General features: G+C 36.2%; 19 protein-coding genes. 9 read left to right on the top strand and 10 right to left on the bottom strand.

The window, feature by feature from the left end:
- Positions 1-142 precede the first annotated feature (142 nt).
- The gene (locus PSE72_RS10200) at positions 143-1,174 is read right to left on the bottom strand and encodes a phosphatidylinositol-specific phospholipase C (RefSeq protein ID WP_004914233.1); all 1,032 of its coding nucleotides are present in this window, start codon (positions 1,172-1,174) and stop codon (positions 143-145) included.
- 332 nt (positions 1,175-1,506) lie between these two features.
- On the opposite strand from PSE72_RS10200, the gene PSE72_RS10195 reads away from it, so the two are divergent.
- From PSE72_RS10195 to PSE72_RS10185, 3 genes are all read left to right on the top strand, one after another.
- Positions 1,507-1,854: a thioredoxin family protein gene (locus PSE72_RS10195; protein WP_115166689.1), complete on the top strand. Its 348-nt coding sequence runs from the start codon at positions 1,507-1,509 to the stop codon at positions 1,852-1,854.
- A 42-nt stretch (positions 1,855-1,896) separates the two neighbouring features.
- Positions 1,897-2,691, top strand: a complete 795-nt coding sequence (locus PSE72_RS10190) for a sulfite exporter TauE/SafE family protein (protein WP_115166690.1) — start codon at positions 1,897-1,899, stop codon at positions 2,689-2,691.
- A 226-nt stretch (positions 2,692-2,917) separates the two neighbouring features.
- Positions 2,918-3,925 (top strand): LacI family DNA-binding transcriptional regulator, encoded by a 1,008-nt coding sequence (locus PSE72_RS10185; RefSeq protein ID WP_109911949.1) that lies wholly within the window; start codon positions 2,918-2,920, stop codon positions 3,923-3,925.
- A gap of 160 nt (positions 3,926-4,085) precedes the next feature.
- On the opposite strand, the gene PSE72_RS10180 is transcribed toward PSE72_RS10185, so the two are convergent.
- The 6 genes from PSE72_RS10180 to PSE72_RS10155 form a co-directional block, all read right to left on the bottom strand.
- A complete protein-coding gene (locus tag PSE72_RS10180; RefSeq protein WP_004905244.1) occupies positions 4,086-5,057 on the bottom strand; it encodes an ABC transporter permease in 972 nt (323 codons plus the stop codon).
- Between the two features lie 10 nt (positions 5,058-5,067).
- Entirely contained in the window at positions 5,068-6,552 is a 1,485-nt protein-coding gene (locus PSE72_RS10175) for a sugar ABC transporter ATP-binding protein (protein ID WP_115166691.1), read from the bottom strand.
- Positions 6,553-6,708: 156 nt separating this feature from the next.
- A complete protein-coding gene (locus PSE72_RS10170; RefSeq protein ID WP_370661211.1) occupies positions 6,709-7,569 on the bottom strand; it encodes an ABC transporter substrate-binding protein in 861 nt (286 codons plus the stop codon).
- 152 nt (positions 7,570-7,721) lie between these two features.
- Entirely contained in the window at positions 7,722-8,795 is a 1,074-nt protein-coding gene (locus PSE72_RS10165; RefSeq protein ID WP_272690955.1) for a zinc-binding dehydrogenase, read from the bottom strand.
- 747 nt (positions 8,796-9,542) lie between these two features.
- Positions 9,543-10,844, bottom strand: a complete 1,302-nt coding sequence (locus tag PSE72_RS10160) for an anaerobic C4-dicarboxylate transporter (protein WP_217007897.1) — start codon at positions 10,842-10,844, stop codon at positions 9,543-9,545.
- A gap of 70 nt (positions 10,845-10,914) precedes the next feature.
- Entirely contained in the window at positions 10,915-11,643 is a 729-nt protein-coding gene (locus tag PSE72_RS10155; RefSeq protein ID WP_198641876.1) for an aspartate/glutamate racemase family protein, read from the bottom strand.
- Between the two features lie 460 nt (positions 11,644-12,103).
- Here PSE72_RS10155 and hypT point away from each other — a divergent pair, with 460 nt between their 5' ends.
- On the top strand, positions 12,104-13,012 hold the full coding sequence (gene hypT / locus PSE72_RS10150; RefSeq protein ID WP_004914205.1) for a hypochlorite stress DNA-binding transcriptional regulator HypT: 909 nt from the start codon (positions 12,104-12,106) through the stop codon (positions 13,010-13,012).
- A 104-nt stretch (positions 13,013-13,116) separates the two neighbouring features.
- Here the strand turns inward: hypT and PSE72_RS10145 are convergent, their stop codons facing one another.
- From PSE72_RS10145 to PSE72_RS10135, 3 genes are read right to left on the bottom strand one after another with little or no spacing between them, the layout of a single operon-like run.
- Positions 13,117-13,830, bottom strand: a complete 714-nt coding sequence (locus tag PSE72_RS10145; protein WP_115166692.1) for an MgtC/SapB family protein — start codon at positions 13,828-13,830, stop codon at positions 13,117-13,119.
- 38 nt (positions 13,831-13,868) lie between these two features.
- On the bottom strand, positions 13,869-15,116 hold the full coding sequence (locus PSE72_RS10140; protein WP_217007898.1) for an MFS transporter: 1,248 nt from the start codon (positions 15,114-15,116) through the stop codon (positions 13,869-13,871).
- 14 nt (positions 15,117-15,130) lie between these two features.
- Complete coding sequence (locus PSE72_RS10135) at positions 15,131-15,952, bottom strand: MBL fold metallo-hydrolase (RefSeq protein WP_115166693.1); 822 nt, start codon at positions 15,950-15,952, stop codon at positions 15,131-15,133.
- 346 nt (positions 15,953-16,298) lie between these two features.
- Between PSE72_RS10135 and PSE72_RS10130 the strand changes: the two genes are divergently transcribed.
- The 5 genes from PSE72_RS10130 to PSE72_RS10110 all read left to right on the top strand — a co-directional run bounded on the left by PSE72_RS10130 (position 16,299) and on the right by PSE72_RS10110 (position 23,517).
- Positions 16,299-18,518 carry an extracellular solute-binding protein gene (locus PSE72_RS10130; RefSeq protein WP_004905219.1) on the top strand — a complete coding sequence of 740 codons (2,220 nt, stop codon included), beginning with the start codon at positions 16,299-16,301 and terminating at the stop codon, positions 18,516-18,518.
- A 334-nt stretch (positions 18,519-18,852) separates the two neighbouring features.
- Entirely contained in the window at positions 18,853-19,134 is a 282-nt protein-coding gene (locus PSE72_RS10125) for a YtcA family lipoprotein (RefSeq protein WP_004905217.1), read from the top strand.
- A 3-nt stretch (positions 19,135-19,137) separates the two neighbouring features.
- On the top strand, positions 19,138-20,178 hold the full coding sequence (gene mdtN, locus PSE72_RS10120) for a multidrug transporter subunit MdtN (RefSeq protein WP_115166694.1): 1,041 nt from the start codon (positions 19,138-19,140) through the stop codon (positions 20,176-20,178).
- Positions 20,165-22,033 carry an FUSC family protein gene (locus PSE72_RS10115; RefSeq protein WP_110732244.1) on the top strand — a complete coding sequence of 623 codons (1,869 nt, stop codon included), beginning with the start codon at positions 20,165-20,167 and terminating at the stop codon, positions 22,031-22,033. Before mdtN ends, PSE72_RS10115 begins: the two co-directional genes overlap by 14 nt.
- On the top strand, positions 22,033-23,517 hold the full coding sequence (locus PSE72_RS10110) for a TolC family protein (RefSeq protein ID WP_004905211.1): 1,485 nt from the start codon (positions 22,033-22,035) through the stop codon (positions 23,515-23,517). The genes PSE72_RS10115 and PSE72_RS10110 overlap by 1 nt, the downstream gene beginning before the upstream one ends.
- The last annotated feature ends 42 nt before the right edge of the window (positions 23,518-23,559 follow it).

The raw sequence follows: 23,559 nt of genomic DNA, 5'->3' as shown, positions 1-23,559 counted from the left end.
TCTCTCACCAGCCAAATAGCAAATTAGAAATTTGGGTGTTAAGTGATTTTGTAATAAATTTCTAGTTAAAATAAAATCTGTTTGGATATTATTAAAAATAAAGGAAAAAATTTATTCTTTTATATGCTTTATTTTAAAATAATTATTTTCGTAGGTTCTTATTATTATCTATTACATGGCTTATTAAAGACTCACCAGGAAAATCAGCCATAATTATCCCGACAGAGCGTTTCATATTTAGGCTATTATAATATTTTAATTTATCTCGAGTTAGAATATTTGTACCTTCAAAGGAAATTGTACAAATACCAGCACAAGATGTTCTAGGGAAATCCGGATAACTATCTTTCCATCCTGGAGTGGTTAAGCCGGTAGAAAGACGGGGTGCTGAGGTACCTGGAGATGAATGCCCGCTTGCAACAAAATAAGGAAACGAACCGCCAGAGCCACTCAAGTAATTGATATAGATTCTATTATTATTTCCATTACTTGCACGGTCTAATTGTGTTTTTACTGCCTCCCATTTTGAATATAAATGCCAATTGGTTTTTAAATGGAAATTATCTTGTATACTTGTAAGTTCGTAAGCTAAACCATAATTATGAAAAGCAGCATTATTGCTAAGTATCATATATTTTCCCCTAACATCACCTAATTTTGTATCCATAGACTGTAAATTAAAATATTTATCTTTATATAATTCAATGTAATACTCTAATGTTTTATTCATGGGGCGAGTGTTATTATTGTCAGGGGCTATTTCTTGTTTTAACCTAAAAATAATGGTTTCAGAAGGGTTTTTTGATAAAAAAATATTAATGGAATTCATAAAATCACCAAACATAACATCAAGAAATATACTACCATGATGTAGGGCAAATGCATTACTCGTATGCCTCACCCTGATATCAAATACTCTAATACCATATTCTAATTGTTGGTCAAAATTTAATGCTTGTGTTGACACACTATCCACAAAATTTTTATATGCAGCACTATCATGAGTCCCAGGTAATGCTATTTCGGAAAGCATTATATCATCTCTAAGAGTATCCATCCATTTAGGCTTCGCCGTAAATCCATCAGAAGCGCTTCTGTAATAAGCAGAATCTAAATGAGCAAAAATTGAAGGGCTAAATATTAATAAGAGTAAAAGATATAGTCTATTTTTCATTATGAACACCTTTAAGTTATATTAAACGACGTCGTTACTATAACGACAAGAATATTCACAAATAAAAAATTAATGCATAATAAAAAATAAAAGTAGCGTATATATATTGTATGGTTATTTTTTGTTAAATGAATACAGATTTTATTTTAACTACTTATTATTTTTCACGCGTGTATTTTTTTATGATTAAATTTAACTCAACCAATTGATTTTTAGGTAATATTTAATTTATCAATAATATTGAACAACTAATGGATAAGAGGTGATATATTATCTGAAGTATCACTTCAGTATGTTAGTTTAAGAAAAAATGTATAAAAAGGTAGCGTATAATGCCTCATATCTTACAGTTAGATAGTGATAATTTCTCAAGCACACTTTACCCTCTAGGTCAGGAAGAGCATCAAACGGTAGTTGTTTATTTTTCGGCATCTTGGTGTTTGCCTTGTAAAAGCATGCACCCTATTTTCATTAAACTTTCTGAGCATTTTCAACAAAATAATATTGTTTTTGGTCTTGTGGATATTGCTCAGTCACCCATTTTGGCTCCTAAATATGGTATAAAATCAGTGCCGACAATTGCGATTTTCCAAGATACTCGTTTAATCGATATTATTGCTGGAGAAGTGTCATTTAATTGTGCATTAATGGTATTGAATAAAGTACTTGGGAAGCGTTAATGCTCAGCGAATATATTTGAAAATAATGATAAGTCATTCACAATGCTGATACTGATATTAGAAGGGTTATTGATAGGTTGCCTACTTGGTTTAACGGGAGCCGGTGGTGGTATTCTTGCTGTTCCAGCGTTAATGGCAAGCCAAAATTGGAGTGTGGCATTAGCGGCACCCGTTGGTCTTTTAGCGGTTACAATTGCTGCATTTATTGGTGTTGTTCAGGGCCTTATAAAAAATAACATTCGCTATAAAGCGGCTATTTGGATAGCATTATTGAGCATTCCTTCCGCTAAATATGGTGTTTATCTTGCCCATGTTACCCCACCAGTTTGGTTAACGCTTGCTTTTAGTTTCGTTATGATTTATGTCGGATGCCGTATATTTTTCAATCGAGCATATGTGCAGAATGATGCTCATTGTATAATTAATAAAGACACTGGAAAATTTATTTGGAATACTAAAACTGCTTTAATCTTGGGGGGCATTGGTGTTGTTACTGGGTTACTTACTGGGCTGTTAGGTGTGGGAGGTGGTTTTATTATTGTTCCTGCATTGCGAAAATTCACTAATTTAAATATGAAGAGTATTATTGCAACATCATTAATGGTCATTTTTTGTATTGGTAGTATTAGTATTTTCATTAATGTCTGGAATGGGTTCCAGTACCCTAAAGAAATTAGTCTTGTTTTCATTGCTTCTTGTGTTATTGGTTTATTAATTGGTCGATTAATAACACATTATATTTCCAATAAGGCTATCCAAATATTATTTTCAAGTGTTGTTATCTTTGTTGCTCTATGGTTGATTTTATCAGTACTGATTGAATTAAATGTTATTTAACATAGATATTAAATATCAAACAATTAAGTGGTTTTTTATAATTCATGCGGCATGTGTCACTATTTTGAATTATCAGTCATTTATTCTCCTTAATGAAAGTGAAATTGATTTATCTTCAAGCTCAAAGAGGTATAATGAATAATCGCATTTTTTCTACCCAGATAATAGCAAAATGGATTGCTAATATATTCTTCCGGGTAATCATTAAAGGTTGACTAGTATAATTATGACAAAACAAGATAGCTCAACAACGATAATTGATATAGCAAAACGTGCTAATGTAACTGATATTACAGTTTCTAGAGCATTTAATCATCCTGAGATGGTAAAGAAAGAAACTCGAGATAAAATATTAGCTATTGCGCAAGAACTCAATTATGTCCCAAACCTTTTTGCGCGTAATCTGAAAAATAAAAATAGCCGTATAATAGGTGTGGTCACTGACAGTACATTTAACCCATTTTATGTGGTGCTTATTCAAACAGTTTCACGCTTAGCGAAAGAAAAAGGCTATCAAGTCATGATTTTTGATTCAGATAGCGATGAAAAAGCAGAAAAAACAGCAATTGAAACGTTAGTCAGTTACAAGGCGAGCGGTATTCTACTATCGCCAGTTCGTGATGATAAAGACTATCAACCAAGTTACTTATCATTAATTGACCAACACAATGTGCCTTTGGTTTTTGTTGACCGTTCAATTTATGGTTATCAAAATAAGTATTCGGGTTTATTCTTGAAAAACTTTGAAATAGGTGCTTTAACAGGAAAATTTCTTAACCAACAAAATAGTGAGAATACACTTATTGTTTCAGGGCCAGAAGGCTCCGAAATTAGTTTATCCCGTTTAGCGGGGATATATGAAAATTTTCCAAATAGAAAAAGCATCAATGTCTTATACAGTAGCTATATGTTTAATAAGAATGATGAAGATTATTTAAGGAAAAAAGTCCAAGAGCTGTACACACCTAATATGTATATAGTTGGGTTGAATGGAATTATTACAGCTGGAATGTATAAAATCATTTTAGAATTAGGCCTTTCTTGCCGCTATTTTTCTGTTGATTTACCTCCCTATGCAGATACTTACCATTTATCTATTTCTGGTGTACACCATGATTCGGTATATCTTGGTGAATTAACAACTGAGTTATTGTTTTCTGAGATAGAACGAGATTCACATAAAGATCATAAAACAAAACAAATATTTGTTGATGGGAAACTTGTTGTTTATTAATAAGAATCAGAAATAAAGTACGTTATGATTTTTATATGTACTCTAAAGAATTTGAGTTGCATATGAGCACAGTTAACATACATGTAATTTAATGTATGAAAAATATAAATAGGCAGGTAACGATACCTGCCTATTTTAATGGTTATGAGAAACTATTCATTTAGCGTTTCATTGAACTAATTAAGGTCGCCCCCCAAATAATTAGGCCTTTTACAATATATTGAACATAAGGTGAAATACCTAATAAATTTAAACCATTATTGAGTACACCTAAGATCATTGCGCCAATGAGTGTGCCAATGATCATACCACGGCCCCCTGCGATTGAAGCACCGCCGAGTACGACTGCAGCAATTGCATCTAACTCAAAGCCTACGCCTGCATTGGGTTGCCCGCTCATGACTCGAGAGGTAAATATTAACCCAGCGAAAGCCGCAGTAAAACCGCTAATGACGTAAACTAACATTTTATAACGTTCAACGCGGATACCACTTAGACGAGCGGCTTCTTCATTACCGCCTATCGCGTAAATATAGCGGCCAAAAGAGACATGATTTAGTACAACATAGAAAATAAGATAAAGGCCAAGCATTAATAAAATAGGAACTTGGATCCCCATTAATTCTTCTCGTCCCCAAAACGCAAACTCTTGAGGTAATCCTGAAACTGGGTAGCCACCGGTATAAATTAAGGCGAGGCCTTTAGCAATGATCATGGCACCCAAGGTGACAATGATGGGCGGCATTTTACCATAAGCCGCTAAAATCCCATTAATAAAGCCAAAAGCAACACCGGATAATAACCCCAGAGCAATGGCTGCATAAGGATCCATTCCATAATATTTCATTAAGCCAGCCATCAAGGTTCCAGAAAGTGCCATAACAGCACCAACGGATAAGTCAATTCCACCAGTTAAGATAGCAAATGTCATACCGATAGCGATAATGGCATTGATAGAAACCTGACGAGCAATAGTAGAAAGGTTATTTACAGTTAAAAAATGTTCATTAAAAATGGACATGCAGACAAATAAAAGAATTAAACCAACAAGTGGTAAAAATGCAGGTATTTTAGTTAACTTAGAAAAACTAAACTTATTTTTAGTTAATGGAATTGCACTTTGATTAGACATAGTCGTTATCCTATATAATATTGCCGGCCGCATGTACCATGATCTGAGTTGAGTTTATTTCATCTCCAGTTAACTCAGCGGCAATTTCGCCATCTCGAAAAACCAAAACTCTATCACTGACACCAATAACTTCTGGTAGCTCCGATGAAATCATAATAATGGAAATTCCTTTTTCAGTTAGAGAGCGCATTAACTGATAAATTTCTGATTTTGCCCCGACATCAATTCCTCGAGTGGGTTCGTCGAAAATAAGAATTTTGGCTTGTTTATTTAGCCAGCGAGCAATAACAACCTTTTGTTGATTTCCACCACTTAAAGTAGAAACCGCAGTGTGAGGCTCTGGTGTTTTAACTTTTACTTGGGAAATTAGATCAATAGATAAAGTGAGTTCTTTTTTATTTTGAATTAAAAATAATTTTTGAGCGTGATTGTTTAACCATATATTTTCTTTAACGGAGAAGGGTAATACAAGACCTTGGGTTTTTCGGCTTTCGGGTAATAAACCGATACCTAATTGCAGCGCAGCCGCAGCCGATTTAACTTTAACTTCTTTGCCTTCTAAAATAACTTTTTTCTTGTATGCTTTGTCAGCACCAATCATGGCAAGAATAGTCTCTGTACGACCGGAACCGACCAACCCCGCAAGCCCCAGAATTTCACCTTTTTTTAATTGAAGGTGGTTAGTTGGGCTATATGAGAAGCGCTGAATTTCAGCATCTAAGATGACTTCTTGCTCGTTGAATTGGCGTTTATGAGGATAAATATTTTCAACTTCACGGCCAACCATCATTTCGATGATAACGTCTAAATCTGTTTCATCAACCTTACGTGACCCAATATATTGTCCATCACGCAGTACACTGATTGTGTCACAGATTTCATAAATTTCTTCTAAATGATGTGAAATAAAAAACATTCCAACCCCTTTAGCTTTTAAATCACGCATTACATCGAATAAATGATTTGCTTCATTGGGGGTTAATGTTGCAGTTGGTTCATCTAATACTAAAATTTTAGCGTCTAAAGATAATGCCTTTGCGATTTCAACAAACTGCTGTTCAGCGATACTTAAATGGCTAATAGGTTCATCAATATTAATGTTGACACCCAGCTCAACTAAGATTTCCTGTGATTTTTTTCGCATTAATTTTCTATCTAATAAACCAAACTTATTTTTTAACTCTCGATTTAAAAATATATTTTCAAAAGCATTTAAATAAGGAATAAGAGAAAATTCTTGGAAAATAATACCTACGCCAGCTTTGATTGCATCTCTGTAGTTATGAAAGGTGTGCTCTTTGCCTTCAATCAGGATTTGTCCGCTGTCAGGTTTATGTATTCCACATAACACTTTCATTAGCGTTGATTTACCTGCGCCGTTTTCACCTAATAATGCGTGAACCTCTCCTTTTTCGAGGGAAAGATTAATATTATCTAACGCCTTAACCCCAGGGAAAGTTTTGCTGACATCTTTTAATGCTAATAATTGCATCATATTGCTTCCCTATATTTCTCAACTGCTTAAAAATGGGTAACAAAGCCATTTGGAATTTTTATTCCAATATGCATTTAATAATTAATATTTATGAAAATGTATTGCACCGAACATCAGAAATACAGGTGCAATACATCGGTTATTGATAACTAGCGATTACCAGTGGAAATCTTTTGCATTGGTTTTATCGATCAATTTAACATCAATTGGGACTTCTTTAGGAACATTGGCACCCCAGTATTTTGCTAAACCCATTGCTAAACCAATACGCACTTGATCACGAGGGAATTGCGCTGAAGTTGCAATAAATGGAGAGTTGCCTTTGGCAATTTCAGCAACAGCTTCAGGAGAACCGTCAACACTCACTAATTTGACATCACGACCAGAAGACTCAATCGCTGCTAGTGCACCTAAAGAACCGACATCGTTAACACTGAAGATCCCATTGAGAGTTGGATTCGCTTGCAGCATATTTTCGGTAACGTTCATCGCAGTATCACGTTCTTGTTTACCGTTTAATTTAGTTACGATTTTAATATTTGGGTATTCTTTCATCGCCGCTTCAAAGCCGCGAACACGCTCAAGAATTGGTACGACAGGAATACCATCTAAAATGGCCACTTCACCTTTACCGCCTAATGCTTCACCTAAACGTTTACCCGCCATTAAGCCAGCATCATAGTTTTTAGAACCGACGAAAGAGTCAATTGGGCCATTTGCTTGTGCATCAATAGCGATAACCACAACGCCCGCTTTTTTCGCAGCCAGTACAGCCGTTTCTGCACCAACGCTATCGGCCGGATTAATTAGTAGAATATCGATTTTTTTCTGTAACATATCTTCGATATCACTGGTTTGTTTTGATACATCATGAGCCGCATCAGAGATGTATAGTTGTGCACCCATATCACCTGTTGCGCTCTCTAAGGCTTCCTTCATGGTGACAAAATATTCATTGTTTAATTCTTGAAATGACATACCCACTGAAACTGGCTTAGCGGTAGCGTTAAAAGCCATACCTAAAGTCAGTACACTTGCTGCTACAGCCAACTTTTTAAATTTACTCAGCATAAGATGTTCTCCTAAAAGAGCGTTTAATTATATGTAGGGTTTTTACTTATTTAGTGTTTATTTGAATTATCAATTATTACTACCAGTTAAAAATATGTTTATGGCTTGATGACGACTTTAATTGAGTCTGCCGATTTAGCCATGACAAAAGCTTCTTCCCAATCATCGATGGAATAGAAGTGGGTAACGATATCATCAGCGCTAACTAAGCCACGGCTAAATAGGTCAATAGCGACTTCATAACTATATGGGCCTAAGTGAGCTCCGCGGATATCAAGTTCTTTGCGGTCACCAATGATTGACCAGTCAACGGTTGTTTCTTTACCAAACACGCTAAACTCAACGAAACGACCAAGCTTACGGATCATTTCTAGCCCTTGAGTAACGCCAATTGGGGCGCCAGTTGCTTCAATATAAACATCGCAACCATAGCCTTCCGTCATATCTTTGACTAATTTGATGGCATCTTCTTTCAGTGGATTGATAACAACATCTGCACCAAATTTTTTCGCTAATTCAAGACGTTCATCAATCGCATCAATAACAACCAATTTTTTCGGTGTTTTTAATTTGGCGACTTGGATCATGCATAGCCCAAGTGGGCCTGCACCAGCAATGACGACGACGTCATTTAAATCGATATCACCACGGCGTACGGTGTGGATAGCACAAGCCATCGGTTCAATTAATGCGGCATCTTTATCAGATAGTTCATCAGGGATTTTGTGGATAATGGCACGCTCTGAAAAACGCATATATTCAGCCATACCACCATCGGCAACTTCTTTTTGGAAACCGTAAATATCATGGGTTTCACACATCCAATATTTGCCTGATTTACAGAAACGGCATTCCCAACACGGGACAATTTGCTCAGCTAAGATGCGGTCGCCTACCTTTAATTTGAATTTTTCAGCGGAACCTTTACCGAGTTCAGCAACGCGCCCATAAAATTCATGGCCAGGAACTACAGGTGCTTTAATCCATGGGTCATCACCCCAGAACATTTGAGCGCCATCATTGGCTTTACAGTCGCCAGCACAGATCCCACATCCATCAACTTTGATGACAACTTCTCTAAATCCTGGCGTCGGTCTTTTAATGTTTTCAAAGCGATAATCATGCGGTCCATGACAAACAACAGCTTTCATTTTTTCAGGTAGGTTACTCATGTTCTAAAACCTCTTTCTAGTTGTTAACCCTAATGTTGACGTCAACATTAAGCGTTTTTTTATAACGCATTTGCTTTAGTTTTTTAACGCTTAACTATCAATAATGATATGTATGTAAGAAAAATGGTTGTTTAATGTTATAGATAAAATAAATTCTTTTTAATATGACGACGTCGTCATTTTTGAAAATATGAATGTAAAAAACTAAAATTTGTGATTTAACCCCTAATTTTAGTCACCTAATTGAGTACTTTCATTGGAAAATGAGACTGTCAAAAATGATTTTGTAACACAATGAAAATTATAATAAAAATCTTATTTCATTCCTTTTTTTAGTTTTTCAAGAAATGAATATGAAGCCGAGTATAATTATTTTAACTATTTTCAGAAGTGGATAATTTATGCAAAAACATTTCAGCTCACATTTTTATATGAAAACAAATTAAATTTACATTAAATAAAGAGACGTAAAATGGTTAATAGAACGTTATTTTTAATTTATAAAATTTAATTTAAAAAATTGAATAGAGTAATGGGGTATTTTTACGTGCTGTTAATTATATTTTCTTTGCAGATGTACCTAATGAACATTGAAGAAGGCATAAAAAAACAGCTTTATACTTTGTTATTGTATTTTGCCAATCTTGCAAAGTATAAAGCCAAATAGAGCCAAAGTTTAACTTCATTTTGTCAATAAAATCATTTTGTTATCTTGTTATAAATATGTGGAAGCCTCACGTCTTTATGTTAGACAATCATTGGTGCAATGATAAAACCGAAGGCGACACCTGCAATAATTCCACCTAGGCCTGGTAACATAAAGGGATGATTTAAAATATATTTTCCAACCCGAGTAGACCCTGTTGAGTCGAATTCAATTGCTGCTAATGATGTTGGGTAAGTGGGTAAGACAAATACTCCGGTGACGGCGACAAAAGAGGCCAAAATTGCCCATGTGGGAACATCTAAGGCAATAGCTAACGGAATAATTAATGGTGTTGTGGCACCTTGTGAATATAACAATGCACAGGTAAAAAACAGAACTAAAGCTAATAAAATAGGATATGCAGATAACACATCTCCAGCTATCGCTTTAATTTGGTCCATGTGTGCATCAACAAATGTCGTCCCTAAGGTAACAATACCCAATATCACTGCAAGTGAACTCATTCCTGAACGGAAAGTGGGTGCTAGAACGATTGAGTTTGGTGATGTTTTACAGAATATCACCATCAAACATGCAGCACTTAACATGCAGATGATAATAATATCGCGAGTGCCCATAGGTTTACCGATATCAAAGCCGGGACGCAATTGCGGAAAGGCAGCAAGGATGACAATCGCGACAGTGGCAATGATAAACAAGACAACTGAAAACTTTTCTCTGGTGGTGCTTTCACCTGTTTTTTCTTCGTATTTATGGACTAAGCCCTTTTGTAAGCGCTCAAGATAAACTTCATCGTCTTCTAGTTCACAGCCTTGGCGTGATGCGATAAATGCCGCAACCATGGCTGCAACAAAAGAGGCAGGTAAGCAGACTGACATGACAACGATGAAAGTAACGCCATTACCTTCCATTATTGTCAACATTGCTGCCATTGCGGCGCTGATTGGCGAACCTGAAATAGCAATTTGTGATGCAACCACTGAGCCTGCTAATGTTCGGGATGGGCGAATGCCTGAATCTTTTGCGATTTCGGCTATCACTGGTAGCATAGAGAAAACAATGAAGCCTGTACCAGCCATGATAGTCATCACCCAAGTGATGATTGGCGCTATAATATTCAGGTACTTAGGTTTTTTACGCATAAACTTACTGGCGAGGCGTACGAGATAATCCATTCCACCTGCAGCTTGTAATGCAGATGCTGCTACCACGACGGTCATAATAATTAAAATAACATCAACAGGTGGGGAGCCAATAGGTAAACCAAACCCAATGGTTAGAACTGCTAATCCTAATCCACCGCAGAGTCCTATACCAATTCCCCCCATCCGTATACCGAAGAATATTGCACCTAATACAACAATGATTTCTAGCCAAACCATAATCGTCTCCAATAGACAATATATTGTCATTAGTAATATTAAAAATTAATTTTTGATATTTGATATAAAATTAAATATTTTTATTTATCATTAAATTTTGTTTCCCGACTCTACTTTCATACCAGTGAATACTTGCTCTGACTAAGGTACTGGTTGAGTCGATATATTTATCTGGATAATTATTTATTTCATTTTCAAGAATGACGGGAACTTCAGTGCAGCCAAGAACAATAATTTCTGCACCTCGGGAGAATAATGCCTCAGCTTGTTTTTTCATAATGGCCTCAGCCATTTTTTTATTTCCTGATTTTAATAAATAAATGCTTTCCATAACTTTGTCTTGGCTTTCTTTATCAGGCGTGATGCAGTTTAAATATTTATTTTCTATATTTTTTTGATACAACCCCATATACATAGTGGCATTTGTTGCAAGTAATCCGATATTTTTTTTCTTGGTTGCTAGCACTTCTTTCATTGTTGTCTCAACAATACTTAGCATATCGACGTGGCAAATATCTTTCAGTTCACTAAACCAATAATGTGCTGTGTTACAAGGAATAACAATACATTCAGCACCTGCATTTTCTAGTTTTTTTAGATAGTCAGTCATTAAAGGTAGAGGAGATTCACCATGGTTTAATAGCGCCTCTGTTCGATCTGGTATATCAGGAATAGATGATATAATTAAAGGGATATGCTCTTGGTCTCTATTTGCTACGGTATAATTAACGAATTTATTAAATAAATCGACAGTAGCGGCAGGTCCCATACCACCTAATACACCAATTAAACCTTTCATTTTAATACCCCTGCATTTCATTAGCCTTTTTATAAAATAAAAATCAATAAATGCTTATCTTTCTTCATTTATTTAACATATAGGTTGGCATTCAAATAATCATTGAATTAAATATCACTGCCATAACCTATGGTTAATATTTATCAATGTTTATCTAGAATGAGAAATGCAAGTAAGTATGGGTTGATGCAAGATATGCATTAAGTTTTTTATTCAAAATAAAATTATTTTAATGAATTGCTCTGAGGGCCTGAATAGACTGGGTTTTATGATGTAAATAAATTAAATAAAATTAATTTTTGATTTTTGTTAATGTTTTAAATAGTAGGGCTATGCATAATACAAATAATGTATCTACAAATTTTGTTTGGTTGCTTAACTAATCATTAACTTAAAATATCAATAAAAACACTTTTAATTTCTTATATTTTAACAGCAAGTCAATTTAAGGCTTAATAAGATGAAGAATATAGAAACAAAATGGCTATATGATTTTTTAACACTAGAGTCGTGCCGACATTTTTCTCATGCCGCAGAACAACGAAATATTTCTCAGCCCGCGTTTAGCCGTCGTATTAAAGCGTTAGAGGAAGCTATTGGTGTTGAATTATTTGATAGAACGACTTCCCCTTTACAGTTATCTGAAGAGGGCAAAATTTTCCATTCCCAAGCACGTAGTTTACTACAACAACTGGAATGTAACTTAAATGAATTATCCGGCCATAATGTATTGAGTCTACCAAATATTAAAATTGCTGCCGCTCATTCGTTGTCATTAACATTACTACCTAAATTAGTCCATGGGCTGTCCGGTTACGGTGAGGAGTTTGTTTACCATGTTGAAGCCATTGATGTCGTACAAGTTGTCAACGCATTGAGAGAAGGGAAGAGTGACTTTATTATCTCATTTTATGATGAAGATCTCATGCAATCTCCATTTTCCTCATTGAATGTATTTGAATCTGAATTATACCCAATTTGTGCCGCAGATGAGCATGGTAAGCCGCTATTTGACATCTATCAACCTCAAGTGCCGTTGTTGAATTACACAAGTGCTTCATATATGGGAAGGTTAGTTAATCGTCGGTTAAGTGAATTTGGTACGATCAATTCGAAAACACTTTTTATGTCATCAATGAGTGAGTTATTAAAAAATATGGCTTTGGATGGTCATGGCATAGCATGGTTGCCTATTTATTCTGTAGTGAATGAATTGAAAGAAAAGAAACTCGTTTGTCTAGATACGCCTGAATTAACGATACCTATCCAAGCTTATATCTACCGTATGGATACAAGGCTAAATAAAACTGCAGAGGACTTTTGGCGCATTTTAAAAAAGAATATTCCAGAGGATTTACGGCACTTATAGTGTCGATGGGGAATTTATAGATAAATAACCTGCTAAAATAAACAGGTTATTAAAATAATTCACATTTTATTTAGCGAAAATATATCACTTTGAAAAAGAAAGAATTAGTGATCTAAAGAAACAGAGTGGACATACTCCAACTGTTTTAAGGAGCAGTAAAATTCAGGTAAAGTGATTTTTTGGCGTACTAATAGCTTTAAATTTACCTCGACACGCTCTTTCTTGATATCTCTGATGGTGAGATTCTCAATTAAGTCTTTGTGGCTTTTTAGGTACTCAATAAGCAAAGGAACACCTTTTTCATGAGTAAATAGCATTCGAACTTTAATTTTTCCTAGTTTTTGGTTTCTCATCTGAAATAAAGCAACTTGAGGACTGAGTTGTATTGCTAAGAAAAAAAGGATTGTAACGATGACTGCATGCCAGTAGAACCCTGAACCACAGGCAATTCCAACACCGGCTGAAGCCCAAACAATGGCTGCAGTTGTTAGACCTGAAATGGCATCATCACGACGATGCAATATAACCCCAGCGCCTAGAAAGCCGACCCCACTAATTATTTGTGCAGCTAATCTCATTGGGTCGCTACGTATATTGTCAGAGATATTGGCGTAATGCTCCGCTGATTGAATAGAAACGATGGTTAATAAACAGCTGGCAACGGCGATAATGACACAAGTTTTAAAACCAACAGGTTTTCCCTTTGATTCACGTTCTAAGCCAATTAAGCCGCCTAAGATAAAGGCGGCCAGTAGTTTAGCAATACTCGATAGTGATAAAGGGCCAATGGTGTCAACAAACTGTATAAATAAATCCATGGCTTGCTCCTGACGTGACCTTACCCTTTCCTTAATTATTATTGTGCTGTAACGCGATTTGCTGGTTTTTCATTTTCCCCATTTTTCTTTTTAGACACATCGTCTTTAAAGAAGAAGATAAAGAAAACGGTGACAACAGCGGCGACGATAGCCGGGTAATGCCAGAATGTTCCCCATTGTGGTAATGCTGCGCTACCTGTCTCTGTGACAGTTGAATTAAAGATTTCACCACAAATTGTTGAAGCAAATAATAAGCCAAAGCCATTTGAAACAATAAAGCGTAAACCCTGAGCTTGCGCTCTGATCTCAGGTTTTGCTTTACGGTCAACGTAGATATCACCTGCTGTAAAGAAGAAGTCCCAGCATAATCCTTGAAGCATCAATCCGAAAATAATGAAGTAGAAACCGGAATCTACTGCGGCATAGGAAAATAACATTGAACGAATAATCCAACTTACTGCGCCAAGAAGTAAGGTGATTTTGAAACCGAATTTCATTAAGAAGAATGACAGTACAAACATAAATAGGACTTCACATGCAATACCAATTTGCATGATAGATGCTGCATTATCGAATCCAAGTGTTTTAATAAATACAGGGATATAAGCGGAGTAAGCTGTTTTCGGTATCATTAATACAAAGATACTAAACATTAAGATAGCGAAATAACGGTCTTTAAATAATGAAAGTGCATCTAAACATAGAATATCTCTAGCGGAGAAAGGTTTACCTTTCGCTTTTGGTGGTGTATTTGGCAAAGTAAAGCAGTAGAAACCTAGTAATACAGCAACAGCGGATGCGATATACCAAGTCATGGTACTACCCGAGAAGCCCATTTCCCCTAATATAAATCCGATAGCCATAAAACCGAATGTGCCAAATACACGAATAATAGGGAAATATTTCACACCATTAATATGAGAGAAGCTGATGCTATTAGAAAGCGCAGTTGTTGGATAAAACAGTAGCCCAATAATAAAAATCATAAACAGGGTCATGCCGCTATTTTGTGCCTCAATAAATTGAGGCACACATAGAATGACGGCCGCATTAATTAAATGCAGTGCTCCCATTACTTTTTGTGAAGCAAAGAAACGGTCAGCAACCATACCAATGAATAAAGGGGAAATAATGGTTGCTATACCTAATAAAGCGTAAGCATTACCAATGATGTTTGCCATCCCATAAGTACTTAACACAAGTCCCATTGTCATATTCCATGCGCCTTGCATGAAATATTGCACAAACATCATGATCAGTAAGCGAGAGGTTATTTTCATATCCATGATTAGTTTTCCTCTTAATATGCTTCTAGCGTTAATCCGTCATAAGCAACGCGGATATTATAAGGTGCACAAACCGCTTCTAATTCGTCATGAAGTAATTTGCCACTATGGGAAATATGTGAAACAGCAATTTGAGTTTCTGAATGCAGGCAGCCTTGTTGCTGCAGTTTTTCTTTAGCTGCAAAGACGGTTTCTAGGCTCATGTGATTATCTGTACGATTTTTCCCATTGAGCCCGTAAGTGCATTCAAATACGACGATATCAAGTTGTTTATTTTCCAACCATTTCCAGGTTAATTCAGGGAACCAACCTGAATCATGTCCATAAAAAATAGTTTTTCCATTTTTTTCAATATGATAGACATAGCAAAGTTCCCACTTAGCATGGTTTGCAAGTAATGGCGTAATTTTATAACCGTTTCTTTCGATGGTGATAAAAGGGACTAAGCAGTGGAAATCGAAACGCTCTTTACTGTAGCCAGGTAGAACGTCAAGGCAGCCATTAATTGCTCGGTCATTACCAAAAATATGTAATGGATGGTGAATTTCAAAACCATAACCTTCCATGCGGCTGAATAAATCGCCGACATTAAAATGGTCAGGATGAGTATGGGTAAATAGTAAGCTTTCAAACTTAGTTGCATCCATTCCGTCACGCATTAACTGATAGCTAAATGTCGGGGAAACATCGATCAACATAAGATCATCCACAATGGCGGAAGAATGGGTCCTAATATCTTTTCCTCCAAGCTCTCTTGCTTTTTGGCAGTGCTCACAGCGGCAGAAAGGATTTGGTATGCCTTCAGAAGCCGCGGTGCCTAAAAAGTGAAGTTTCATAATAATTACCTGTATTTTATAGTTTTATTTTGGAATTTTTGATCCCTGGTGTTGGTGTTCAAACAAAAAATAAATCAATTTGAACGTTCCAATGGTAATGCTGGGGGTTGTTATTGCCAATAAATGTTATTTAGATCAGTGATCTCATTCAAAGATTATTTTTTATATAATTGATTTTCTTATTATTTAATATTGCCCTGCAAAAGAAAGGCAAGAAAAGTAATCTTTATTTTATTCGTTTGTTTTATAAACTAATTGAGAGTGGAACGTTCAAATCAATTATCGGTAGTCGCGATGAATAATTCAGGTATGCTATTGGCAGCAATAATCAAGGTGAAAAAGACAAATGGCAACAATCAAGGATATCGCAAAATTAGCAGGTGTTTCTCATGGAACCGTTTCTAATGTTTTGAATAAGCGGGGGAATGTGAGTGTTGAGAAAATTGAAGCAGTCTATAAAGCCGCCAAGCAAATGGGGTACCAGTTAAATACACAAGCTCAATTATTGAGAACCAATAAGAGCCAAAAGATAGCAATACTTTTACCGCAATTGGTGTCTGATAAGTATGCAATATTTTTTAATTCATTTAGGCAATCTATGGCTCAGTATCCAGAGATAACTTATGATCTATTCTTGACGGATGATCTGGAAACGACAGAACTCGATGCATTACAAAAAATTGCCGCTGGTGGCTATAAGCAAGTCGTAGCAGTCAGTTGTTTGCAGGATGCCGCTATCTATTTTGACACCTTAAAATTAGCCGCTTCTCAAATTATTTTTATTTATCGTCAGCCTGTAAACGCTTACCACTTTTTCACATTGGATTACTCCCAGGCAGCTGATGCCATTTGCCAACAAATTGCGACAAGTCGAAGCCAGCTAGTGGGTATTTTTAGTGATGATCATGGTGATTTAGAGCACGCCACCTTTGTCAGTGAGTTACAAAATAACCTTAAACAGCAGGCCCCGAATAAAAAATTTATTATTATTCGTGCTTCTAATGATGAATCTTATAAGGCAGCTTTTGATTTTTTCTCTGAGGAGCAAATACCCGATTTATTTGTTGCTGAAGACATTGAAAAAGCTAGTTTTTTAACCCAAGCTAGTTTTTTTGGTAGTGAAGGTGATTGCCCTGCAATTTTTGCTTTAAGTGGTAACATTCCTCCGATACTAAAAGGGTTACATTGTTTCCCAATGAACTATGCACAATTAGGGTTGGAAGTGGTCGATGAACTGATGAGAGAAGATCACGCAAAGAAAACGGTGGGGAAGAATACTGTCTACGTTCGTAATCAAAGTGGTAACCTTTATACGGCAACATCGGCAATAATTACTGACAATAAATCCGATCCAACCTTAAATTTACTCATTTTACCCAGCCCTTCAACAAACGCACTTAAAAAGCTACTGCCACATTTTTATCGACAAACAGGAATTAAGGTTAATTTAGCAGTTTATCCTTATGATGAAGTTTACCAAATTTTAGGGCAGCTCCATTTACATCCTTATTATGATTTACTACGTATCGATATGGCCTGCTTTCCTTGGTTTGCGGAACGCATCTTGCAACCGTTAGATAAAGTCGGGAATGGGGTGACTGATTTATTAAGTAACTTTTCCTTACCAACACAGCAAAAATTTAGTTTGGTGAATGATACTGCTTATGCAATGCCATTTGATGCCAGTGCACAAATGTTATTTTATCGTAAAGATCTCTTTGAAGATCCTATTTTAAAAAGAATGTATTACGAGAAAACAGGACAAGAACTAACAGTACCGACTTCTTTTGATGAATACGATCAGGTAACCCAATTTTTTACAGAGCTACATGAAGAAGGTGAGTTTTTACGGCCTATCGGTGCATCAACGACGTTAGGCAGTGCGGGGTTAATTGCCACTGAGTACTTATTAAGGTATTACGCGGCAGGAGGAAAGTTAATAAGTAATGGTAATATTCCTAGATTAGAAATGCCATTAGCGGGTCAGGTATTAGATGAATACCTCCACCAGGTTTCTATTACAGAAAATATTCATAATAAATGGTGGAGCGAATCAGTCGAACAATTTGAGCAAGGGAAACTTGCTATGCTGATTGCTTATATGAACCTATTTAACGATGTTGCTCACAGTAATATTTTCCCTAAAATTGGTTTTGCCCCTGTACCAGGGGGAGTCCCTCAATTGGGGGGTGGGGCATTAGGGGTATCTCGCTATAGCCAAAAAACACATTATGCAGAACAATTTTATCGTTGGCTTTATTCACCAATAGTAATGGATCACCTCATTTTGTTGGGTGGAAACAGTAATCATCAAGATTTCAGCCATAATCAAGAGGTTTGCTATCGCTACCCATGGATGCCACTGGCTTATCAAGAAATAAATCGAGGTATCCGTGAATCTTCAATTCCAAACGGTAAGTTGTTTAATTTGCGCCAAGCTGAAGTCATTATTGGGCAAGGAATTACTAATGTTGTGAATAAAATCATGACTATAGATGAGGCGATTGAGTATATTAACCAGCGCTTATTGGTTGATACGCAAGGTGAGAGGCAAATAACGGGTTAATTGGTATTTTAAATAAGCGGATAAACAAATGATAAGCTGTTACTAACTTTCAGTGTTATCCGCATAAGCTAGTTGCGATACAGGGCGTTTTGTTTAGTCATTTTTACCGGTAGGTATAAAGCAAAAATAGCTTTTGAAGTAACCCTCAATTGCCCTCTTGGGAGGGTTCTCGGCATTTAGTAGCTGGTTTATGTATCTTTAATTCATTTTTTTATTTCATTTCATTTTATAGGTTTAATAAACTTTCGATTTATCATTCGATTATTATTTAAAAAGAGTTATAGTAGTGATTAATTAATAAGTTAATTAATCATAATATGATAGGTGAGTTATCTTGAGCTTAATTAGAAAATATCGCCATATTATCAGCGTTAGCCTGCTATCCTTATTGTTAATGGGATGCAACCAAGGACATTCCCCATTATTCCCAATGTTAGGCGCTTATTTCCCTTATTGGATGCTATGTGTCTTAATTGGATTGGTTGGCGCTATATTATTGCGTGTTGTTCTCGTTTATTTAGAAATTGATGATAAGTTACCTTTTCCTCTGATGTTTTACTTTGGTGTCTTGTTGACAATCTCTATTACCATATCCTTACTTTATTTTTCTCATTAAATTATGAATATAAAAAATAAAAAAAAGATAGCCGTCATTCTCACAATCGGCATGTTTGCGGCTTTATTACTATTACTATGGAAAAGCCTGCAATCATCGATTCTGAATCCACTAAGTGAAGAGGCCGTGATTGAGGCCAATAAAATTAACATTTCTTCTGTCGTTCCGGGACGGATAAGCCAGTTTTATGTTAAAGAAAATCAGGAAGTCAAAAAAGGCGATCGATTATTTACGATTGACCCGACTATGTATGCTCTACGAGTGAACCAAGCTAAAGCCGAGTTACTTGTTGCAGAAGCGGCGTTAAGCAACAAGAAGAGAGTGATTGTCGCTGAAACATCAAATTCTGAAGTGGCTGAAGAGCAAATAAAACGTGCACAAGTTAACCTTGCACTGGCAACCCAGTCTTTAAAACGTTTAGAGCCATTGTTGGCGAAAGGTTTTGTTACCGCCCAACAAGTGGATGACGCCCGAACCTTAAAACGTGATGCAGAAGTCAGCTTAAAACAAGCTCAAAAACAAAATGTGGCATCAGAAGCATTAATTAATAACACCAAATCTGAAGAAGCACTTGTTGAGTCATTAAAAATATCACTCGCCATGGCTGAGTGGGAATTGGGTAACACGGAAATTAAGGCACCGAGTGATGGGTATATTGTTGGACTAACGATATCAGCGGGTGAGTTTGTCCTTTCAGGGCAATCTGTTTTTACCTTAATTGATACAGAGACATGGTTTGCGTCCGCATACTTTAAAGAAACAGAGTTAGATAACATCCAAATGGGCAGCTGTGCAGTTGTTTATTCAATGATTAATAACAAACAACCTATTAAAGGCCGAGTACAAGGTGCAGGTTGGGGAGTAATGTCTACTGATCTGTTGAATATACCTCGAGACTTACCTTATGTCCCCAAGTCTTTAAATTGGGTGCGTGTTGAACAACGTTTTCCTGTGAGAGTAATTTTAGAAAATCCACCGAAAAATCTGATGCGTGTTGGTGCGACTGCCACTGTTAATATTGTATCCCAAGATGATGACTGCTAAAGCTTTACTGGTTCTTCAACAAATAAAACAAGATTTGTTGCCATTTAATTTTCGTTTCGCGACAACATGGCGGATTGCTTTACTGTGCGCATTAATGGCTGGCATTGCGATGTTATACGAAATTCCAGAATCGGCGATTAGCTGCTATTTAATTATCTACCTTGTTAAAGCCAATGCGATTGAAAATATTCTGTTATGTATTGGTGTCATAGTGCTATGCAGTATAGCGGTCTGTGTGATCTTTATATTGTTTAACTTTACGATTCAAAATGTGATGTTGCGCTTTTTCTTTATGGCCCTTTTCTCAGGGTTATTTATGTATTTGTCTTCAGCGAGCAGCCTTGGTGATGTCGGTAACTTAATTGCCCTTGTAATTGCATTTCTAATGACATTGATTGATGATGTTCCTTTTGGCGATGCCGCAACAAGAGGGCTTTTATACGCACTATTAATGGCTGTATCCCCCATGTTATTGGTGGTTATCTTTAATTACTTTTTTGGGATTAGCCCTAAAAAATTATTAATGAATAAGCTAGCTGAGCGTTTTTTGGCTGCAAACCAATTTTTTTTAGGGAAAATGCCGTATTCAATTCAAATTAGTGAAGCTTTAAGTACGCAGGCTGAATGTAAACGGAACCTAATGCTCATCAAACTCTTTTTTCTAAAAGGAAAAAGGGAAATCCAGTGGCTAGATAGCATGGTTGATAATTCGTATGAAATACTGATCATGTCCTTAAATTTACCCGATGATACTTCTGCTGAAATTCGTCTATTACTTGCGGAAAAATGTCAATTTATTGCGCAGTGTTTGGAAAAAAACCAAATTGAACAATTGGAAACGCTAAAAAGCGAAAAAAACAGTTACCTTGAAAACCAGAAAATACTGGCTGATTTTCAAGATATTCTATTTAAGAAGAAAGTGGGGAGTGACCCTAAAGCTAAAAATCCCTTTTTTGTTAAAGACGCTTTTACAAATCCAAACCATAAATATTTCGCCATCAAAACAACCTGTGCTGCACTAATATGCTATGTTTTTTATGACTATTTTGAATGGCAGGGGATCCACACAGCGATGATCACTTGCTACGTTGTTGCATTGACTTCTGTTGGTGAAACAGTACATAAGCTAACGCTGCGTATTATAGGGTGTTTAATTGGTGCATTAATCGGGGTTATTTCGATTGTGTATATTATCCCTCATTTATCCGATATTTTTAGCCTAATGATACTCATCTTTTTCTGTATCTTGCCTGCTGCATGGGTGGCTGCGGGTAATGAGCGTATATCCTATGCAGGAGTCCAAGTTGGGCTGGCATTTTTATTAACCGTTCTTCATGGTTTTAAACCGAGCTATGATCTGGATGTTGCTTCCGATAGGATCCTCGGTATCCTATTAGGTAATGTTGTCATGTACATTATGTTCACTAAAGTGTGGCCGGTCTCTATCATGACTACAGTTAACTCTCAAATTAGAAATATTCTAGATAGTTATGCGGCACTTAAGTTAAAATCTTATGATAACAATGTCGAGGCTCTCAGTTTGGTTGCTGCAATCAATGAGGGCGTTATTAAAACAAAAGATGATATTAATTTATTGATGTTCGAAACCCACTTTAAAGATAAAGGGGGGGCTTTAACTCATTTCTTAAACCAATTCTTAACCAAGGTTTCAGTAGATAGTTACCAAAATTATTCATCTGAATTTATTCCTTTTAATCATAAAGATCATTTTGATTCGAATACAAATTTAAAATCTGCCAGTGATTTGAAATATGATGTCTTAAATACGATACCTTCAACTTTATCGGCTCAAGAAAAAGAGCAAGTCATTAAAGAACTAGTGAGCGAGAAGTAATGACAATGACCCAATCAATGAGATACGACAAAAAACGATATTTACTCATCTCGATATTCAGCATTTTTCTTGTCGGTTGTGTCGATACGAGCCGTTCATTTATGGATAAAGCGCCGCAGCCTTTACAATATGAAACTGACACATATATCTCTTCCCCTGAAGAGAATTTATATGCTGAACATAACGAAGTATTTAAAGATCAATATGACCTAGCAAGCCTTATCGATGTTGCACAAAAAAATAATCCTGAAACACGTATTGCTTGGGAGCTTGCTAAAAAAGCCGCAACCAATGTGGGAATGGTTGAAAGTACCTATTTACCCGTTATAACTGCAACAGCATTAAGTGGCTATCAACGTGGAACATTGAAGTTACCACATAATGATTTAGTCGATAAAATTGATGTTTCTAACCATGTTTTTATCCCTGCGATAACGTTTCAATGGCTATTGTTTGATTTTGGTCAGCGAGGAGCATTAACTGATGCAGCCAAACATGCATCTTTAGCTTCTGACCTTAACTTTAATTTACTTCACCAAAAAATTATTCATGATGTAACCATTGCTTATTATGCTTATGGTGCAGCACAGAAAAAAACAAAAATAACTTATGAAGCTTTGGAGCGAAGCCAGCGTTTATTGTATGCCGTAGAGCAAAAAAAAGCGCGTGGGCTAGCAACCGTACTGGATGTTGCATTAGCGAAGCAGCAAGTTTCACAATTAGAGTTTCAGAACGTATTAGCTAAAGGGAAAGAAAGAGATCAATACCAATTATTACTCTCTACCATCGGTATATCTCCACTGAAAACAATTAATATTCAATATAATGATAACGATGTTTTGCCTGATAATATCGCACCGTTGACCCATGAACGGATCAGAAATGCGTTAGCCCAGCGCCCTGATGTGCTTGCTAACTATGAACTTACACTGGCAGCGATGAAAACGACCCAATCTGTGGAATCCGACTATTTCCCTAAAGTCTATTTAGCGGGGGCAGTCGCGGGGGGAAACAGCCGTTTAGATGTGCAAGGACTACCGGGTATCAACCAAAGTTCTTCATCTTCAAATATTTTGATAGGTATCAGTATTCCGCTTTATGAAGGGGGAATAAGGCAAGCACGTATGAAGAATGCTCAGTCGGATATTCTTATTGCCCAAGAGAATTTGCGGAAAAGCCAAGAAATGGCGATTCGAGAGATGAGTTTAACTGAGAATGCACTAAAATCAGCGGTTGAGGCCAATAAAGCGGCGAAAAACCTAGTCGAAACAACTCAATTAAGTTATACCGCCAGTGTTGATTTTTATAAAAATGGTTTAGGAACAGTGACTGAAATTAATGCCGCAGAAATTGCATTATTAACAGCCGAGCTTGCTCATATTGATTCTTATACGGGTTCAGTTATTGCTGCTGTGGATTTAGCTTTTGCATTAGGTGAAATTGAAAGGGCTTTACCAAAATATGAAGACGCTACGATAAAATAGGTTTATGAGATAGCAGAAGATAACCTAGTATTTATCTTCTGC

The sequence above is a fragment of the Providencia sp. PROV116 genome (assembly GCF_028482485.1).
GTDB classification, from domain to species: Bacteria; Pseudomonadota; Gammaproteobacteria; order Enterobacterales; family Enterobacteriaceae; genus Providencia; species Providencia rettgeri.
The sequence above is the reverse complement of the archived record's forward strand: the minus strand, read 5'-3'. Positions and strand labels throughout refer to the sequence as shown.

What these genes read in the sequence shown, in the direction of transcription:
- PSE72_RS10200 (WP_004914233.1), bottom strand. Translation starts at nt 1,174, where the DNA reads ATGAAAAATAGACTATATCTTTTACTCTTATTAATATTTAGCCCTTCA.
- PSE72_RS10195 (WP_115166689.1), top strand. Translation starts at nt 1,507, where the DNA reads ATGCCTCATATCTTACAGTTAGATAGTGATAATTTCTCAAGCACACTT.
- PSE72_RS10190 (WP_115166690.1), top strand. Translation starts at nt 1,897, where the DNA reads ATGCTGATACTGATATTAGAAGGGTTATTGATAGGTTGCCTACTTGGT.
- PSE72_RS10185 (WP_109911949.1), top strand. Translation starts at nt 2,918, where the DNA reads ATGACAAAACAAGATAGCTCAACAACGATAATTGATATAGCAAAACGT.
- PSE72_RS10180 (WP_004905244.1), bottom strand. Translation starts at nt 5,057, where the DNA reads ATGTCTAATCAAAGTGCAATTCCATTAACTAAAAATAAGTTTAGTTTT.
- PSE72_RS10175 (WP_115166691.1), bottom strand. Translation starts at nt 6,552, where the DNA reads ATGATGCAATTATTAGCATTAAAAGATGTCAGCAAAACTTTCCCTGGG.
- PSE72_RS10170 (WP_370661211.1), bottom strand. Translation starts at nt 7,569, where the DNA reads ATGGCTTTTAACGCTACCGCTAAGCCAGTTTCAGTGGGTATGTCATTT.
- PSE72_RS10165 (WP_272690955.1), bottom strand. Translation starts at nt 8,795, where the DNA reads ATGAGTAACCTACCTGAAAAAATGAAAGCTGTTGTTTGTCATGGACCG.
- PSE72_RS10160 (WP_217007897.1), bottom strand. Translation starts at nt 10,844, where the DNA reads ATGGTTTGGCTAGAAATCATTGTTGTATTAGGTGCAATATTCTTCGGT.
- PSE72_RS10155 (WP_198641876.1), bottom strand. Translation starts at nt 11,643, where the DNA reads ATGAAAGGTTTAATTGGTGTATTAGGTGGTATGGGACCTGCCGCTACT.
- hypT (WP_004914205.1), top strand. Translation starts at nt 12,104, where the DNA reads ATGAAGAATATAGAAACAAAATGGCTATATGATTTTTTAACACTAGAG.
- PSE72_RS10145 (WP_115166692.1), bottom strand. Translation starts at nt 13,830, where the DNA reads ATGGATTTATTTATACAGTTTGTTGACACCATTGGCCCTTTATCACTA.
- PSE72_RS10140 (WP_217007898.1), bottom strand. Translation starts at nt 15,116, where the DNA reads ATGGATATGAAAATAACCTCTCGCTTACTGATCATGATGTTTGTGCAA.
- PSE72_RS10135 (WP_115166693.1), bottom strand. Translation starts at nt 15,952, where the DNA reads ATGAAACTTCACTTTTTAGGCACCGCGGCTTCTGAAGGCATACCAAAT.
- PSE72_RS10130 (WP_004905219.1), top strand. Translation starts at nt 16,299, where the DNA reads ATGGCAACAATCAAGGATATCGCAAAATTAGCAGGTGTTTCTCATGGA.
- mdtN (WP_115166694.1), top strand. Translation starts at nt 19,138, where the DNA reads ATGAATATAAAAAATAAAAAAAAGATAGCCGTCATTCTCACAATCGGC.
- PSE72_RS10115 (WP_110732244.1), top strand. Translation starts at nt 20,165, where the DNA reads ATGATGACTGCTAAAGCTTTACTGGTTCTTCAACAAATAAAACAAGAT.
- PSE72_RS10110 (WP_004905211.1), top strand. Translation starts at nt 22,033, where the DNA reads ATGACAATGACCCAATCAATGAGATACGACAAAAAACGATATTTACTC.